Below are 14905 nucleotides of genomic sequence, written 5' to 3'. Positions count from 1 at the left end.
TCAGGGTGTCCGTGGGCCGCCCTCCCACCGTCGCGGTGTCTCGCGGCACATCTGGGTGGCGGCCACCCGCAGGGCCGCGGCGAAGCGGGCGGGGGTGCGCAGGAACTCCATGTGGATGCCGGGGAACTCCGCCCAGGGCGCCCCGATCCGGCGGGCGATCTCGTGGGAGGGGCGGGCGTAGTACGTGCCGCGGTCCTCGGCGCCGGCCGCGAGGAGCACCGGGAACGTGGCCGCCCGCAGCGCCTTCTCGTCCGGGCGGAAGGCGGCGAAGGCCGCCCATTCGGTGCCGAAGAGGTGGTCCTGGTTGGCGAGGAAGCGCCGCCAGACGTCGGCGGGCCAACGGTACGTGCCCTCGCCTCGGGTCGTCTCGGCGAACCGGCGCCCCGCTGCGGGCCCGCCGCCGCTCGCGTACAGCGCGGCCAGTTCGGGGAAGAAGCCGTGCGCCGGGTCGCCGTCCGGCAGCACGTTCACGGCGGGCGGCTCGTGGGCGATCAGTCCGGCCACCGCTGCGGGGTGGCGGGCGGCGAGGGTGAGCCCGATGAGCGCGCCCGCGCTGTTGCCGAAGACCAGGGCGCGGCCGCCGGCCAGGCCGTCGATCAGCGCGCGGGCGTCGGCCGCCTGCCGGTCGAGGGGGGCCGGCCCGTCGTCGCGGCCGCCGCTGCGGGAGTTCCCCCGCCGGTCGTAGGTGATCACCGTGAACGCGTCGGCGAGGTCCTCGGCCACGTCCGTGTAGTAGCCGGCGTCTCCCCCGGCTCCGCTGATCATCAGCAGCGCCGGGCCGCTGCCGCGCACCTCGTGGTACAGCCCCGTGCCGTCGATGTCGAGCACTCCCGTGCGCATGCCGGATCTCCCTCACTAGCGAAACGTTGCCGTTTCGCTGAAAGTGGTCTAGCCTCTATGTGTACGAAACAGTTTCGTTTACGTCCTCTTTGCCTTTCCCGTCCGCATCTCCCGGACGCCCCGGACGACCCGATCACTCTCGGAAGCCCTGGGAAGACCTCGGAAGACCTCGAACGACCTCCCCTGGAGTGGTTCCCCATGCCCTCGAAGACCCTGACCGACGACACCCGCACGGGTGCCTCGCCGGCGCCGGACGCGGCCTCCGGCAAGCGGTGGTGGATCCTCGCCGTCGTCGCCCTGGCCCAGCTGATGGTGGTCCTGGACGCCACCATCGTGAACATCGCGCTGCCCTCGGCCCAGGCCGACCTCGGCTTCTCCGACGGCAACCGGCAGTGGATCGTCACCGCCTACGCCCTCGCCTTCGCCTCCCTGCTGCTGCTCGGCGGCCGGATAGCCGACCTCTTCGGCCGCAAGACGGCCTTCCTCATCGGTGTCGTCGGCTTCGCCGCCGTCTCCGCGCTGGGCGGCGCGGCCACCAACTTCGAGATGCTCGTCACCGCCCGCGCCCTCCAGGGCGCCTTCGGCGCACTGCTCGCCCCGGCCGCGCTCTCACTGCTCAACACCACGTTCACCGACGCCAAGGAGCGCGCCAAGGCGTTCAGCGTGTACGGCGCGATCGCCGGTGCGGGCGGCGCCGTGGGCCTGCTGCTCGGCGGTGTCCTGACCGACGCGCTCGACTGGCGCTGGACGCTCTACGTCAACGTGGTCATCGCGGTGCTCGCCTTCGCGGGCGGCTGGCTGCTGCTGAGCAACCACCGCGACGCCGCCAACTCCAAGCTGGACGTACCCGGCACGGTCCTGGTCGCCGCCGGTCTGTTCTCCCTGGTGTACGGCTTCTCCAACGCCGAGACCCACGACTGGGACTCCCCGCAGACCTGGGGCTTCCTGATCGCGGGCGGGGTGCTGCTGACGGCGTTCGCCTGGTGGCAGACGCGCGCCGCGCACCCGCTGCTGCCGCTGCGCATCCTGCTCGACCGCAACCGCGCGGCCTCCTTCCTGGCCGTCCTCGTCTCCGGCGCGGGCATGTTCGGCGTGTTCCTCTTCCTCACCTACTACCTCCAGCTGAACCTGGGCTTCAGCCCGACGAAGACGGGTGTGGCGTTCCTCCCGATGGTCGCCGCGCTGATGGTGGCCGCCCAGCTCGGCACGACGGCCCTGGTGCCGCGCCTCGGACCGAAGGCGGTCATCCCGCTGGGCTTCGCGATCGCCGCGGTCGGCATGGCGTGGCTGACCGGGATCGGCACGGACTCCGACTACCTGAGCGCGGTGCTGCCCCAGCTGGTCGTCATCGGTCTCGGCCTCGGCCTGGTCATGCCGCCCGCGATGCAGCTGGCCACCGGCGGGGTCGCCGCGGAGGACGCGGGCGTGGCCTCGGCCACCGTCAACGCGATGCAGCAGGTGGGCGGTTCGATCGGTACGGCGCTGCTGAACACCCTCGCCGCGAGCGCCGCGGCCGACTACCTGGCCGGCCGGGACGCCACCAGCAAGCTGATCCAGGCGCAGGCGACGATCGAGGCCTACACCACCGCGTTCTGGTGGTCGGCGGGCCTGTTCGCGGCGGGCGCGGTGATCGCGTTCCTGCTCTTCCGCCGCGGGGTCCCGCAGCAGGACGCGAACGCGGCACCGGTCGTCCACATGTGACGCACCGTCCGGGAGAGCCGCACCGGGAGAAGGGGGCCGCCGTCCGCGAGGGACGGCGGCCCCTTCCGCCATTCCTCCACGCACTCAAAAGTCAACTGAAACCAAGAAAGTTCACGAGGTCGAGTGAACTAGATCTTGCCGGTGGCCCGACAGGGATGCAGCGCGCCCGGCCGGGGTAACTACCGCCTTCGAAGGCACCCCCCTGCCGAGGTGGAACGCACATGACGCCGCCGGCCCATCCCCCCACACGTACTCGTGTCACCGGCCCGTTCACCGTCGTCGAGGTGACGGGAGAGATCGACCTGGCCACCGCGGGCCTGCTCGCGGAGCACCTGGACGCGGCGACCGCCACGCCGGCCCCGGACGTCCTGGTGGATCTGCGGAACGTCGCGTTCTTCGACTGTTCGGGGCTGCGGGTGCTGTGCCGCGCCCAGGACCGGGCCACGGCGCGCGGCGGGCGGCTCCGGGTCGTCTCCGACGCACCCCGCCTGCGGCGGCTGCTCGGCGCCACCGGCCTGCTGGGCCGCTTCTCGCCGCTCCCTTCGATACCGGGCGAATGACGGGGGGGAGGGATCCCGGGCGGCCGGGGAGGGAGGCGACCGCCGGCGGGACTGCCGACGCCCGGGGAGGGGCGCCGGTGCGCGGCGGATCCCCCGGCCGCCCGGGAAGAACAATGACCCCAGGGGCCGGAGGGCGGCCCCACTCCGCCCTTCCGGCCCCTGGGTACGAGATCGCGGTCGCCCCGTGTTCAGTGGCTCGCACTCCCCACGTCACGAGCCTGTCGCGGCGTCCACGGGAGGCACGCGATCCCGGTCTCAGAACGCGAAGAGGCTGCTCTCGGCAGCGTTCTTCACGCACTCGTTGGAGAAGGTGCGCTCGAAGGAGACGCGCTTGCCCTGCCACACACCGTCGACGGTGACGACGACGGGGTCGTACTGCTTGGTACACACCCTGCCGCTCGTGCTCCCCGCCAGGAGGGCCGGGTCGCCGCCGGCGCCGCGCAGCTCGGCGCAGGCCAGGGCCGGGGCCGGATGGGTGCCGGAGGCGCCGGGGGCGCAGTTCAGGGTGACGGCCCGTGCCGCGTTGACGGTGGCGGCACTCTCGCCGTGGCCCATGGTGAGCACCAGGGCCGACGGGGCGTAGAGCGAGGCCGGGCTTGCGGCCGGGGCGGCGAGCGCGGACCCGGTGAGGGGTCCGCAGACGGCGACGGCCGTGAGGCCGAGAGTCGCTGCCCAGCGCGCGGTGTTCCGCATTGTGTGCATCCTTCCGCTCGATTCGGGGGGTGCCGGCCCGGCGCGATCGGTGCCCGACGCGGCGAGCGCCACTCTGCCGAGTCCGGCGCCGAAACTCACATCGACCCCACGCGTTTCAGTAACCTTGCGTATTGAAGCAGTGGCGTGAAGTTACGGAATTCGAACGTTCCAACGCCGAAAGCAAGCGCTTCATGATCTCTTCAGCCGACGACCTGACTGATTCTCATAGGTTCGTTAATCGGCCTGAAACATTCCGCTCGTGCCCCGATTCCGCTCTCGGAGGACTCCTCCCGGACCCCTTGTGTTCATGGACCAGCGGAGTAATCGTCATTACATGATTACGACCGAGCAGAAAGAGCAGCTGAGGGGCTGGTTCGCCGGCCGTCTGCCCGACGGCCTCTTCGAGGAGCTGACCGAGGTCACGGTCGACCGCGAGGAGATCACCGTGACCGGGCGGATCGCCGCGCCCCGCCTCGCCGAGGACGCCCCGCCCGCCGAACGCGAGGCGGCGGTGACGGCCCGGATCCAGGAGTTCCGCGAGCGCACCCGGGAGACCCGGATGGCCGTGGCCCGGGACGCCGAGCACCGGTTCCGCCGGAAGGTGTCCTGGGGTGCGGTGTGCGACGGCGAGCGCGCCCTGTTCACCCATGTCGCCGCGCCCGTGATGACCCGGCTGCGGCAGCCCGAACGCCAGGTCCTCGACACCCTGATCGCCGGGGGTGTGGCCCGCAGCCGCAGCGACGCGCTCGCCTGGTGCGTCCGGCTGGTCCAGCGGCACACCGACGACTGGCTCACCGAGCTGCGGGACTCCCTGGAGCACGTCCAGCGGGTGCGGGCCCAGGGACCGGACACCGAGGAGGTGAACGACTCCCGGGACGATTCGTCCACCGGGGACGCGAAAGAAGGATGATTCGCCCACTGGCCGGGGCCTTGCCGTCGCGCGTACGTTCGGCAGACCCCGTCCCGGACGGCATCCGCCCGCGTCGCCCACCCAGCGGCAGCGACGGCCGTCCGCCACCGCCGCGCCACCCCGCGCTCCACCGTCGACCGCCCGTTGCTGGAGCCCCTTGTGACCCCGCCGTCCCCCGAACCCGCCCCGACCGCGCCCGCACCGTCCCTCACCGAGGTCGAGAGCCACGGCGTGGACCGCATCCCCGACGCCGAACGCAGCGCGACCCCGTTCGACCTGTTCCGGCTGGCCTTCGGCGGCGCGAACACCTTCTCGACCTGCGTCCTCGGCGCCTTCCCGATCCTCTTCGGTCTCTCCTTCTGGCAGGGCCTCGCCGCCACCGTCCTCGGTGTCGTGGTGGGCGCCCTGATCCTGTGCCCGATGGCGGTGTTCGGCCCGGTCAACGGCACCAACAACGCGGTGTCGTCCTCCGCGCACCTGGGCGTGCACGGCCGTGTGGTCGGCTCGTTCCTCTCCCTGCTGACGGCCGTCGCGTTCTTCTCCATCTCGGTGTGGAGCTCCGGCGACGCCCTGGTCGGCGGCGCCCACCGGCTCTTCGGCCTCCCGCGCGGCGACCTCACCTACGCCGTCGCGTACGCGCTGTTCGCGGGGCTGGTGCTCGCGGTCTGCGTGTACGGCTTCCGGTTCATGCTGTTCGTCAACAAGATCGCGGTGACCTCGGCGACCCTGCTGTTCGTGGTCGGCGTGTTCGCCTTCGCCGGTGACTTCGACGCCTCGTACGCCGGCGTGTTCACGGACTCCGCCGACGCGGCGACCCAGTCCCTGTTCTGGCCGTCGTTCATCGGCGCGGCCCTGATCGTGCTCTCCAACCCGGTGTCGTTCGGGGCGTTCCTCGGCGACTGGTCGCGCTACATCCCGGCGGCCACCCCGCGCCGCCGGGTGATCGGCGCCGCGTTCCTCTCCCAGCTCGCGACGCTGCTGCCGTTCGTCTTCGGCCTGGGGACGGCGAGCATCATCGCCGCCAAGGCCCCCGACTACGTCGACCCGGCCGCCCCCGACTTCGTGGGCGGGCTGCTGGCGATCTCGCCGGGCTGGTTCTTCCTGCCGGTGTGCCTGCTCGCCCTGATCGGCGGCATGTCCACGGGCACCACCTCGCTGTACGGCACCGGTCTGGACTTCTCCTCGGTGTTCCCCCGGCTGTCGCGCGTCCAGGCGACCGTGCTGGTCGGTGTGGTGTCGATCGGCTTCATCTTCGTCGGCCGGTTCGCCCTGGACCTCGTCCAGTCGATCTCGACGTTCGCCACGATGATCATCACCTGCACCACGCCCTGGATGGTCGTGATGATGCTCGGCTTCTACACCCGCCGCGGCTGGTACGACCCGGACGCCCTCCAGGTCTTCAACCGCCGTCAGCGCGGCGGCCGCTACTGGTTCGCGCACGGCTGGAACTGGCGCGGAATGACCGCCTGGTGGGTCTCGGCGCTGCTGGGCGTGCTGTTCACGAACATCCCGGGCCAGTTCGTCGGCCCGCTGGGCGATCTCGCGAACGGCGTCGACATCGGCCTGCCGCTGTCCCTGGCCGTCGCCGCCGTGCTCTACCTGGCCCTGCTGCGGTTCTTCCCCGAGCCCCGGGCGGTGTACGGACCGCAGGGTGCGCGGCTGGCCCGGACCGTGGACGTGCCGGTGCCGCCGATCACCGGTCCCGGGAAGGACACCGACGAGGGGCCGTTGTCGGAGCCCTCCGCTACGTTGCGGGCATGAGTCGTTTCGTGTTGGTGGCGGGGGCCTGGCTGGGCGCGTGGGCGTGGGACGAGGTGGCCGCCGAGCTGCGCGCCGCCGGGGACGACGCCCACCCGCTCACCCTGACCGGTCTGGCCGAGAAGAGCGGCACCCCGGCGGGGCGGCGGACACACGTCCAGGACATCGTCGACGAGGTGGAGCGCCTCGGACTGCGGGACGTGGTGCTGGTCGGGCACAGCTACGCGGGCGTCCCGGTCGGGCAGGCCGCGGAGCGCCTCGGGGACCGGCTGAGACGCGTGGTGTACGTGGACGCGAACGTCCCTTTCGACGGGGAGTCCTTCCTCTCGGGCTGGCCGAGCGAGCACGTCCGCGCGTCGATCGAGGAGAACGACGGCTTCTGGCCCCCGCCGGACGCGGACGACTGCGCCGGACAGGGGCTCACGGACGCACAGATCGCCCGGATCCTGTCCGGCGGCACCCCGCACCCCGGCGCCACGCTGACCGAACCGGCTGAGCTGAAGGGCTCGCCGGGCGATCTGCCGTCGACGTACGTCAAGTGCCTGCTCGACGGGGACGTGCCGCCGCCCGCCGTGGCCGCGCTGCTCGACGGCGAGCGGTGGGATCTGGTGCGGCTGGACACCGGCCACTGGCCGATGTTCTCGCGGCCGGGCGAACTGGCCCGGATCCTGCGCGAGTCGGCGGCGGCCGACCGAGGCTGACGGGCCGGCCGACAGGCCCGGCGGCCGCGCCGCCCGGTCGCCGGCTCCGCCGTCCGCGGGCCCGCGCGGGCCCGGCGCCCCCGGCCCGCGCGGGCCGGTGGTTCAGGCCGTGCCGTCCGCCAGGCCGGCCGGGCGGGCCGAGGGCGGGGCGTCGGTGCCGGTGACCGCCAGAGAGCCGGGCGAGGCGGAGACCTCGTCGACGAGCCAGCGCTGGGTGGTGGAGTGGTCGCGGACCTTCACGACGACATCGGCGCCGGCCTGTTCACCGGCCGGCGCGAGCGCCAGGGCGTCGTCCCAGCGCGGCAGCAACTCGCCCTGGACGGTGAGGTCGTAGCGGACGTCGTCGGCGCGCGGGTCGTCGGTGTCCACGCAGTCGCCCAGGATGACCACCCCGGCGTCCGCGTGCGCGTCCACACAGAGATCGGGGTCGGCCGCACTGCTCAGCAGCCCGTCGTCGTCGTACGACCACTGCTGGGTGACCTCGCCCGAGCAGTCCGCGAGTTCCACGACCGCCCCGGCCCGCGGCTCGCCCTGGACGTCCAGACAGAGGTCGGTGGCCGCGTTGCGCAGCCTGGTCCGGCTCGGGACGGCGGGGAGCTGGGCGGGGTTGGTGGGCGAGACGGTGGCGGCCTGGGAGTCGGTGCCGGGGACGGCACCGCTGGTCGAGGCGGCCGGGTCGGCGCCGCCGTCGTCCGACCACATGCCGGCGGCGAGCAGGGTGGTGAGCAGGCCGGCCGAGGCGAGGCCGACGCCGGTGAACAGCGCGCGCGGCGAGCGCGTTCCGCCGGACGGCTTGCGGCGGGGCGAGGGGAGGCGGGAGAGCAGGGTGGAGCGTCGGCCGCGGCCGCGCGTGCCGCCACCACCGCCGTGCCGGGAGGAACCCCGCAGCCGTACGGCCTGCTGCTTGGCGCGTCCGGGGCGTGAGTCGTGGTAGCGGCGGGCGCCCCAGCCGAGTACGGCCTCGGCGAGGAGGACACCCAGTCCGCTCTCGAAGTGGCCGAGCTGTTCGGCGGCGGCCCGGCAGTAGCGGCACTCGTCCAGGTGCTGCCGGACGTCCGGCAGGAGGTCGCCGCCGCGCCGGATGGGGACGTCGAGGAGCCGGTTGTAGAAGCGGCAGTCCTTGCTGGGGGCGAGTTCCCGGTGGGCGCGGACCAGACCCTCGCGGAGCTTGTCCCTGGCCTGTTCGAAGACGCCCGCCACGGTCTCGATGTCCATGCCGAGCAGCCCGGAGGCGACGGTGATCTCCTCCGCCTCGACCTCCACGTGCCACAGCACGCAGCGGGCGACGGCGGGCAGGCCCTGGAAGGAGCGCTCGGCCAGGACGCGGTTCTCGGGGATCAGGGACTTCGCGGCGCGCATGCCGCGGGCGCCGGCCGGCTTGCGCAGGACCGGCAGGACGCCGGAGATGTCCTCGTCCGCGGCCCACAGCCGGGCCATGTCCCGTACGGTCACCAGCAGCCGGGGGCGCAGCGCGGTGCCCGGCTCGCCCAGCTTCAGCCGGTCGAAGACCTGGTGGAAGGCGGCCCCGGTGAGCATGTTGGACACGCTGCCGGAGGCGGCGAGGCAGATGACCGCGTACTCGTGCACGGGCCGCCAGTGCCGGGCGATCAACAGCGCGGTGGACTGGGCGACCTCGCTGTCCGTGCCGCCGCGTATCCCTGCGGCGAGCGACTCGTCGGATTCGCCGGGGCCCCCGCCGGGCGGGGGGTAGGGAGGACGAGGAGGCTGGGGGGTGGGCACTGAGAGTTCCTTTGGTACGTACCTGATCGGCGCGGCGGGGAGCGCGAAACTCGACTCCGCCGGCGAACGCGGAGATCCCGCTTTCACCCCCCGCCCCACGCGTCACCCTCGCACAACTGAGTCGCGCGCAACAAGGCGCGCGGACAAGCTGCCCCTTATTGAAAGAACGTCGACAAGCGGGGCGTCCACCGCGTCCCCCGTCACACCTTTCGTCCGCTCTTGCGCCCCGTGTGAAACCCGCACCCACGCAGGATCGCCGCGCACCTTCCCGCCCACGGCGGCGCGTAGTGGACTGGAACCGGCCACTTCCTCGGAGGCCCCGCACAGGACGGCGGCTCTCCTGTGCGAAACGGCCGCCGGCCCTGCTCCTCCCGCCCTCGGCCGGCGGCCCACAACTCCCGGGACGGCTATATCTGCCAGGACCGCAGCCGGTCCGCCGCGCCGTAGACGTCGGTCTTGCCGTCGATCAGGTCCCGCGCGAGGTCCACGAGAGCGCCGTACGGCGGGTCGATGCCGACGCCGCTGACGAACATGTAGGCCACCGCCGTCGCGCAGGCGAAGCGGGCATTGGCCGAGGGCAGGGGCTTGAGCAGGGCGAGGGTGTGCAGCAGCGCGGCGGCGCGCCAGGCCGGGTCGGAGTCCACACCCAACCGGGGCGGGTCGACCCGGTGCCGGGCGACGGCGGCGACCAGGGCCGAGAAGTCGTTGACGGTGGGCTGGTCCGGCAGCACCTCTTCGTGGCGCCGGAGCAGCCAGGGCACATCGATGTGGATGACGGGTGTCATCGGTCAGGCGACCCGCCCCTCGCCCTTGACGGAGGGTTCGTCGTCGGGGAAGGCGGCCGCGAACTCCTCCGCATGGGCCGCGAAGAACGTCCGAAACGCCTCGGCGCCCTCCTGCAACGCCCGGTGCCGCGCGATGTCGGCGGCGGCCGCCTCCCGCACGAGTGCCTTCATCGACGTACCGCGTTCCTTGGCGATCTGCCGCAGGTCCTCCAGCTCGCGATCGCTGAACTCCACATTGAGGGCTGGCATGCCCTTCACGGTACCGCGCGGGTACTTACGCGTAAATAACCCGAGGTCAAGGGGGAGACGGTGCGGTACCGGGGCGCATGGAGCGCACAGCCGGCGCGCAACGCCCCCCGCACGCCCTTGTTGCGGGGCCGGGCCCGGGCGCATCCTGCTCGGCACCGCGGCTCACGCCGTGGGGGACGGGGGTGCAAGGTGACGGAGACGGAGGCCGGCCCGGAGACCGACCGCCGGCAGGAACTGCTGACGGCCGTCGAGGAGCGGGTACGGCGGTGGGAGCGGAGCGGGGACCGCAAGGCGCTGTTCTCCTGGGACGGGTACCGGGAGGTCGGCGATCTGGTGGACGCCGTGGGCGAGTCGGTCCGCAGGGACCACGAGGTGCGCCGGGCCGCGGGGCTGTTCTTCTGGTACCGGCACGCGGCGGGCCGGTTCTGGGGAGGCGGACGGGAGCGGCGGCTGGGGCTCCAGCTGCTGAGAACCGTGTGGCTGTGCGACCCCGAGGGGCTCGCACCCGAGGTCCGGTCGCGTCTGCGCGACGCCTACCGGCCGGCGGGCGGGCCCGTGCAATGGCAGGAACAGGCGGCGCGCCTGGTGTACCGGTACGAGGAGACCGGGGAGGTCGACATCCTGCGGGCCGCCGTCCTGCTGCTCGTGCACGCCTGCGAGGCGATGCCCCAGCGCCACCCGCAACGACTCGAGTACTTCTCCCACACGGCCGACCAGTTGGAGAGGCTGCACGAACGGACCGGGGAGATCACCATGGCGGCGGTCCTGCGCCGGCGGCGCGCGGTCGTCGCGGCCGTGCCCGACGGCGACGAACGGCGGGGAGCGGTCCTGAGCGTCCTCGCCAGGACGCTGTTCAGCCATGCCCAGACCGTGGGCGACGCCGAAGCGGCGGACGAGGCCATCGCCCTCCTGCGCCAGGCATCGACGCTCCTGGCGGAGGGCGACCCGCACCGCTCCACGTCACGCAGCATCCTGGCCGTCTCCCTGCTCCTGCGCCACCGGCTGCGGACCGATCCGGCGGCGCTGGCCGAGGCCGTGGAGCTGTCCCGAGGGCTGGTCCGGGACGCGCCCCCAGGACCACCGGACATCGTGGAGCTGCGCAATCTCCTGCGCATGCTCAGGCAGTGCGAGCCCGACGAGACTTCGCTGCGCGAGCGCGCGGGCATCCTGCGGCGCGTCCTCGACGCCACGGGGCCTGCCGAGGACGCCGGGGAACTCGCCGATCTCGCCGAGGTACTGGGCGACCTCTTCCGGCTCACCGGATCCCCCGCGGACGGCGACCGGGCCCGCGAAGCCGCGGAGGCGGCTGTCGCGGCGACCGACGCGGATTCCGCACCCGGATACCGGAGCCGGGGGATCCTGATACGCCATTGCCTGGACGCCGAGAACACGGCCGGCGCCTCACCGCACCTGAACCGGGGCATCGCCCTGTGCCGGACCCTCCTGACGGAGCTGTCTCCGGCCCATCCCGACCGGCTGTACTGGCTGGCCACTCTCTTCGAGGCCCTTCGACGCCTGTTCCTGCTGACCCGTTCGGCGGCGGTCCTCACCGAGGCCGCGCGCCAGGCCCGCGAACTGCACGCGCTCGCGCTGAGCCAGGAGTCGGCACGGGTGAGCGGTCGGTGGCTCTTCGTCACGGCCGCCTCGGTTCTCGTCCGGTACACCGACGACCGTGAACTCGTGGCGGAGGCGATCGCCGCCGGACGCGAGGCGGCCGCTCTGACTCCGCCCGACGACCCGGACCTGCTCAAGCACCAGGCGGACCGGGCGGCGCTTGTGCTCCACGCCCATCTGCGGCACGGCGAGCCGGAAGCGCTGGACGAGGTGGTGGCCGGCCTGCGGCACGTCACCCGTACCCCTCGTCCGCGGGACCCCCAGTACACGCGCTGTCTGACGTCGCTCGCCCAGGGGCTGCGAGCGCTGGCTGATTCAAGGGACGACCCGGACGCCCTGGCCGAGGCGGCCGACCTGCTTCGGGCCGGCCTGGCCCTGCCCTCCGTGAGCAGGCCGGAAACACTTCACCTCGTCCTCCTGCCCCTGCTGCGCGCCTGGTACGACAGGACCGGCCGGCCCGAGCTGCTGGCGGAGGCCGTCGCCTCGGGGCGGATCGCGGCCGCGTCCCCGGAGCCGAGCGACGACAGGGGGAACATGCTCTCCACGCTCGCCCTGGCCCTGCACGACACCTTCCTCCGTACGCGTGACGAGCAGGTGCTGGACGAGGCCGTGCACCACGCGCGAAGGGCGGTGGCCGCCGAACCGGAGGACGACTGGCACCGCAGTCTCGTGCTGAGCAACCTGTCGTTCGTCCTGGCCACCCGGTTCCAGGTGACGGGCGATCAGGAAGTGCTCCGGGAGTCCGTCACCGCGGCCCGCTCGTCGGTGCGGACGACGGCCGCACCCGTCACCCCCAATGCCTGGTCCAACCTGTGCACGGCTCTCACCACCTGGCACCAGACGACCGGCGATCCGGCGGCACTGGACGAAGCGGAGGCGGCGGGGCTCCAGGCCCTCGCCGTGGGGGACCCGCCCCTGGCAGCCGTCTGGAACAACCTGGCCATCGTGGTCCACCGGCGGTTCGCCACCACCGGCGACCTCGCCCAGGTGAGGAAGGCAGTGCAATACGGGCGCAGCGCGGTGGCGGACACCGCGCCCGGCCACGTCGACCGGCCCTTCTATCTGACCAACCTCAGCGACGCGTTGCGCTCGCTGCACGAAGCCACCGGCGAACTGGCGCCGCTGGAGGAGAGCGTGGCAACGGCACGTCAGGTGATCGAGGAATCCCCGCCGGAGGACCCGTGGTTCGTCCACCACCTGTCGGTCTTCACACGCGCCGCCCTGCGCTTCCATCAACGTACCGACGACCCGGTCGCCCTCCGGGCCGCCGTGGAGACCGGCCGGCGGGCGCTCTCGCTGACACCGGCCAGCGATGTGACCCGACCCCTCCTGCTGACCGACTTGGGTCTGGTGCTGCGCAGGGTCGCCACGGTCACCGGGGATCCGGCGACCGTCGAGGAGGCCGAGGAACTGCTGCGCGCCGCGGCCACCGCCTGCGGGCCGGAAGTGCGGCCGGGGGCCCTGTTCAACCTGGCCTCGACGGTGATCGACCGCTACGACGCGACGGGCGACCCTGCCGCCCTGGAGGAGGCCGAGCGAGCCGTCGCCGAGGCGCTGAACCACTCGGAGACGGGCGCGAGGCCGGACCGGTGGGGGCTCCAGATGATGCGCGGCCGCGTCCTGTGGGAACGTCATCGCCTCGAACACGACGCGGCCGCCCTGACCGAGTCCCTGTCCGCGTTCCGCGCCGCGGCCGACACCCGATCCGCGGAAACCTCGTTGCGCCTGGACGCGGCCCGGCGCTGGGGACGTCATGCCCAGGAGGCGGGCCGCTACGAGGACGCCCTCGAAGCCTACGAACACGCGGTGCGTCTCCTGGTGGAGCTGGTTCCGCTGTCGATGGAACGGGAGGACCGTGAACACCGGCTCGGCCGGATCACCGGCCTCGCGGCCGACGCGGCCGCCGCCGCACTGGACGCCGGCCGGCCGGAGCGGGCCGTGGAACTCCTCGAACAGACCCGGGGCGTGCTGATGGCGGAAGCCGTGGACGCGAGGGGCGACCTCGCCCGGCTGCGGCAGCACCACGGGAACCACGCCTCCGCCATCGACCGGCTGCGCGTCCGTGCCCAGGCGCTCGACAGTCTGAGCGCGGCCCCGGTCCGCTTCGACCAGATGACGCCGAACGGCCCGCACGGCCACGACCCGCACCACCGACGGCAGACCGGCGAACAGCGTCTCCAACTCGCCGCCGAATGGGACACCCTGCTGGCGGAGATCCGCCGGCTGCCGGGCTTCGAGCGGTTTCTGCTGCCGCCCACCTGGGCCGAGCTGCGGGAGCAGGCGGCCGAGGGGCCGGTGGTGTACGTGAACGCGACGCGTGGCCGGTGCGACGCGCTCGCCGTGACGCGTTCGGGGCTGTGCCCGATCCCGTTGCCCGGTCTGGAGTGGACGGCGATCGAGCGCGAGGCGAACCGGCTGGTGCCCGCCGCCCTCGCCGGCGCGCCCGTGGCACAGCCGCTGCGGGAGATCCTCGCGTGGCTGTGGGACACGGTGACGCGTCCGGTGCTCGACGCGCTGGAGGCCGGCGGCCATCTCCCGGCGGGTGCGGACGGCGGGCCGCCACGGCTGTGGTGGTGCCCGACCGGGCCGATGATCTGGTTCCCGCTGCACGCCGCCGGGCACCGCCCAGGTGCGGTCCTGGACCGGGTGGTCTCCTCCTACACCCCCACCCTGCGCGCCCTGGCGTCCGCCCGGCTGGCCCGTCGCGAAGGCCGCGCCGACGGGCCCGGCCCCCGCCGCACCCTCGTCGTGTCGATGCCGCGGACCCCGCAGGCGTCCCCTCTTCCCGGAGTACGGCGCGAATCCGCACGGCTGCGCACGCTGGTCCCGGACGCCCGGCTGCTCGAAAGTCCGCACGCGGTTCGGGACACGGTCCTCGCCGCCCTGCCGGAGCACGACATCGCCCACTTCGCCTGTCACGCCGTCAGCGACTGGAGCTCTCCGCGCGAGAGCCGTCTGCTGCTCGACGACCACGAGAGCAGCCCTCTGACCCTCGCGGCGGTCTCGCGGCTGCGGCTGCGCGGCGACCTCGCCTATCTCTCGGCGTGCAGCACCTCGGGCACGGCCCCCGACCGCGTGGACGAGGTGCTCCAGCTCACCTCCTCCTTCCTTCTCGCCGGTTACGCGCAGGTCATCGGGACCCTCTGGCCGTTGCAGGACGCGGTGGCCGCCTCGATGGCGGACGCGTTCTACACGGACCTGACCGCCGGTGGCAGCGGGCCGCCGGCGGTCGCCCGGTCCGCCCGGGCCCTGCACCGCGCCGTCGTCGCGGAGCGCGACGCGCGGCCCGACGATCCCTGGCTGTGGGCCGCGCACGTCCACATCGGCAGCTGACCGGCCGGACGTGCGCGGCGG

Annotated in this window: 11 protein-coding genes; 6 read left to right on the top strand and 5 right to left on the bottom strand. The window is 73.1% G+C overall.

The genetic code is table 11. From position 1 onward, the window contains the following. Positions 1 to 840: an alpha/beta fold hydrolase gene (locus IE275_RS01430; protein WP_189706560.1), complete on the bottom strand. Its 840-nt coding sequence runs from the start codon at positions 838 to 840 to the stop codon at positions 1 to 3. A gap of 198 nt (positions 841 to 1038) precedes the next feature. On the opposite strand from IE275_RS01430, the gene IE275_RS01425 reads away from it, so the two are divergent. Beyond that, on the top strand, positions 1039 to 2541 hold the full coding sequence (locus tag IE275_RS01425) for an MFS transporter (protein WP_189706558.1): 1503 nt from the start codon (positions 1039 to 1041) through the stop codon (positions 2539 to 2541). 221 nt (positions 2542 to 2762) lie between these two features. Then, the gene (locus IE275_RS01420) at positions 2763 to 3101 is read left to right on the top strand and encodes an STAS domain-containing protein (RefSeq protein WP_189706556.1); all 339 of its coding nucleotides are present in this window, start codon (positions 2763 to 2765) and stop codon (positions 3099 to 3101) included. Between the two features lie 255 nt (positions 3102 to 3356). Here IE275_RS01420 and IE275_RS01415 read toward each other — a convergent pair whose 3' ends face one another. Then, positions 3357 to 3794, bottom strand: coding sequence for a protease inhibitor (locus IE275_RS01415; RefSeq protein WP_189706554.1), 438 nt, complete (start codon positions 3792 to 3794; stop codon positions 3357 to 3359). A gap of 334 nt (positions 3795 to 4128) precedes the next feature. On the opposite strand from IE275_RS01415, the gene abmR reads away from it, so the two are divergent. The 3 genes from abmR (at position 4129) to IE275_RS01400 (ending at position 7163) form a co-directional block, all read left to right on the top strand. Then, positions 4129 to 4704, top strand: coding sequence for an ATP-binding transcription factor AbmR (gene abmR, locus IE275_RS01410; protein ID WP_189706552.1), 576 nt, complete (start codon positions 4129 to 4131; stop codon positions 4702 to 4704). Between the two features lie 159 nt (positions 4705 to 4863). Continuing rightward, complete coding sequence (locus tag IE275_RS01405) at positions 4864 to 6465, top strand: purine-cytosine permease family protein (protein WP_189707342.1); 1602 nt, start codon at positions 4864 to 4866, stop codon at positions 6463 to 6465. Continuing rightward, positions 6462 to 7163, top strand: a complete 702-nt coding sequence (locus tag IE275_RS01400; RefSeq protein ID WP_189706550.1) for an alpha/beta fold hydrolase — start codon at positions 6462 to 6464, stop codon at positions 7161 to 7163. The genes IE275_RS01405 and IE275_RS01400 overlap by 4 nt, the downstream gene beginning before the upstream one ends. A gap of 102 nt (positions 7164 to 7265) precedes the next feature. Here the strand turns inward: IE275_RS01400 and IE275_RS01395 are convergent, their stop codons facing one another. The 3 genes from IE275_RS01395 to IE275_RS01385 all read right to left on the bottom strand — a co-directional run bounded on the left by IE275_RS01395 (position 7266) and on the right by IE275_RS01385 (position 9937). Then, positions 7266 to 8903, bottom strand: coding sequence for an RICIN domain-containing protein (locus tag IE275_RS01395; RefSeq protein WP_189706548.1), 1638 nt, complete (start codon positions 8901 to 8903; stop codon positions 7266 to 7268). A gap of 407 nt (positions 8904 to 9310) precedes the next feature. Continuing rightward, positions 9311 to 9688 (bottom strand): toxin Doc, encoded by a 378-nt coding sequence (locus IE275_RS01390; RefSeq protein ID WP_189706546.1) that lies wholly within the window; start codon positions 9686 to 9688, stop codon positions 9311 to 9313. Positions 9689 to 9691: 3 nt separating this feature from the next. Further along, complete coding sequence (locus tag IE275_RS01385; protein ID WP_189706544.1) at positions 9692 to 9937, bottom strand: hypothetical protein; 246 nt, start codon at positions 9935 to 9937, stop codon at positions 9692 to 9694. A 189-nt stretch (positions 9938 to 10126) separates the two neighbouring features. Here IE275_RS01385 and IE275_RS01380 point away from each other — a divergent pair, with 189 nt between their 5' ends. Continuing rightward, positions 10127 to 14884, top strand: a complete 4758-nt coding sequence (locus IE275_RS01380; protein WP_189706542.1) for a CHAT domain-containing protein — start codon at positions 10127 to 10129, stop codon at positions 14882 to 14884. Positions 14885 to 14905: the final 21 nt, after the last annotated feature.

The sequence above is a fragment of the Streptomyces phaeofaciens genome (assembly GCF_014648915.1).
Lineage (GTDB): Bacteria > Actinomycetota > Actinomycetes > Streptomycetales > Streptomycetaceae > Streptomyces > Streptomyces phaeofaciens.
The sequence above is the reverse complement of the archived record's forward strand: the minus strand, read 5'-3'. Positions and strand labels throughout refer to the sequence as shown.

Excerpts from the sequence above, each read along its gene's own strand:
- IE275_RS01385 (WP_189706544.1), bottom strand. The coding sequence starts at position 9,937 with ATGCCAGCCCTCAATGTGGAGTTCAGCGATCGCGAGCTGGAGGACCTG.
- IE275_RS01415 (WP_189706554.1), bottom strand. The coding sequence starts at position 3,794 with ATGCGGAACACCGCGCGCTGGGCAGCGACTCTCGGCCTCACGGCCGTC.
- IE275_RS01425 (WP_189706558.1), top strand. The coding sequence starts at position 1,039 with ATGCCCTCGAAGACCCTGACCGACGACACCCGCACGGGTGCCTCGCCG.
- IE275_RS01390 (WP_189706546.1), bottom strand. The coding sequence starts at position 9,688 with ATGACACCCGTCATCCACATCGATGTGCCCTGGCTGCTCCGGCGCCAC.
- IE275_RS01400 (WP_189706550.1), top strand. The coding sequence starts at position 6,462 with ATGAGTCGTTTCGTGTTGGTGGCGGGGGCCTGGCTGGGCGCGTGGGCG.
- abmR (WP_189706552.1), top strand. The coding sequence starts at position 4,129 with ATGATTACGACCGAGCAGAAAGAGCAGCTGAGGGGCTGGTTCGCCGGC.
- IE275_RS01430 (WP_189706560.1), bottom strand. The coding sequence starts at position 840 with ATGCGCACGGGAGTGCTCGACATCGACGGCACGGGGCTGTACCACGAG.
- IE275_RS01420 (WP_189706556.1), top strand. The coding sequence starts at position 2,763 with ATGACGCCGCCGGCCCATCCCCCCACACGTACTCGTGTCACCGGCCCG.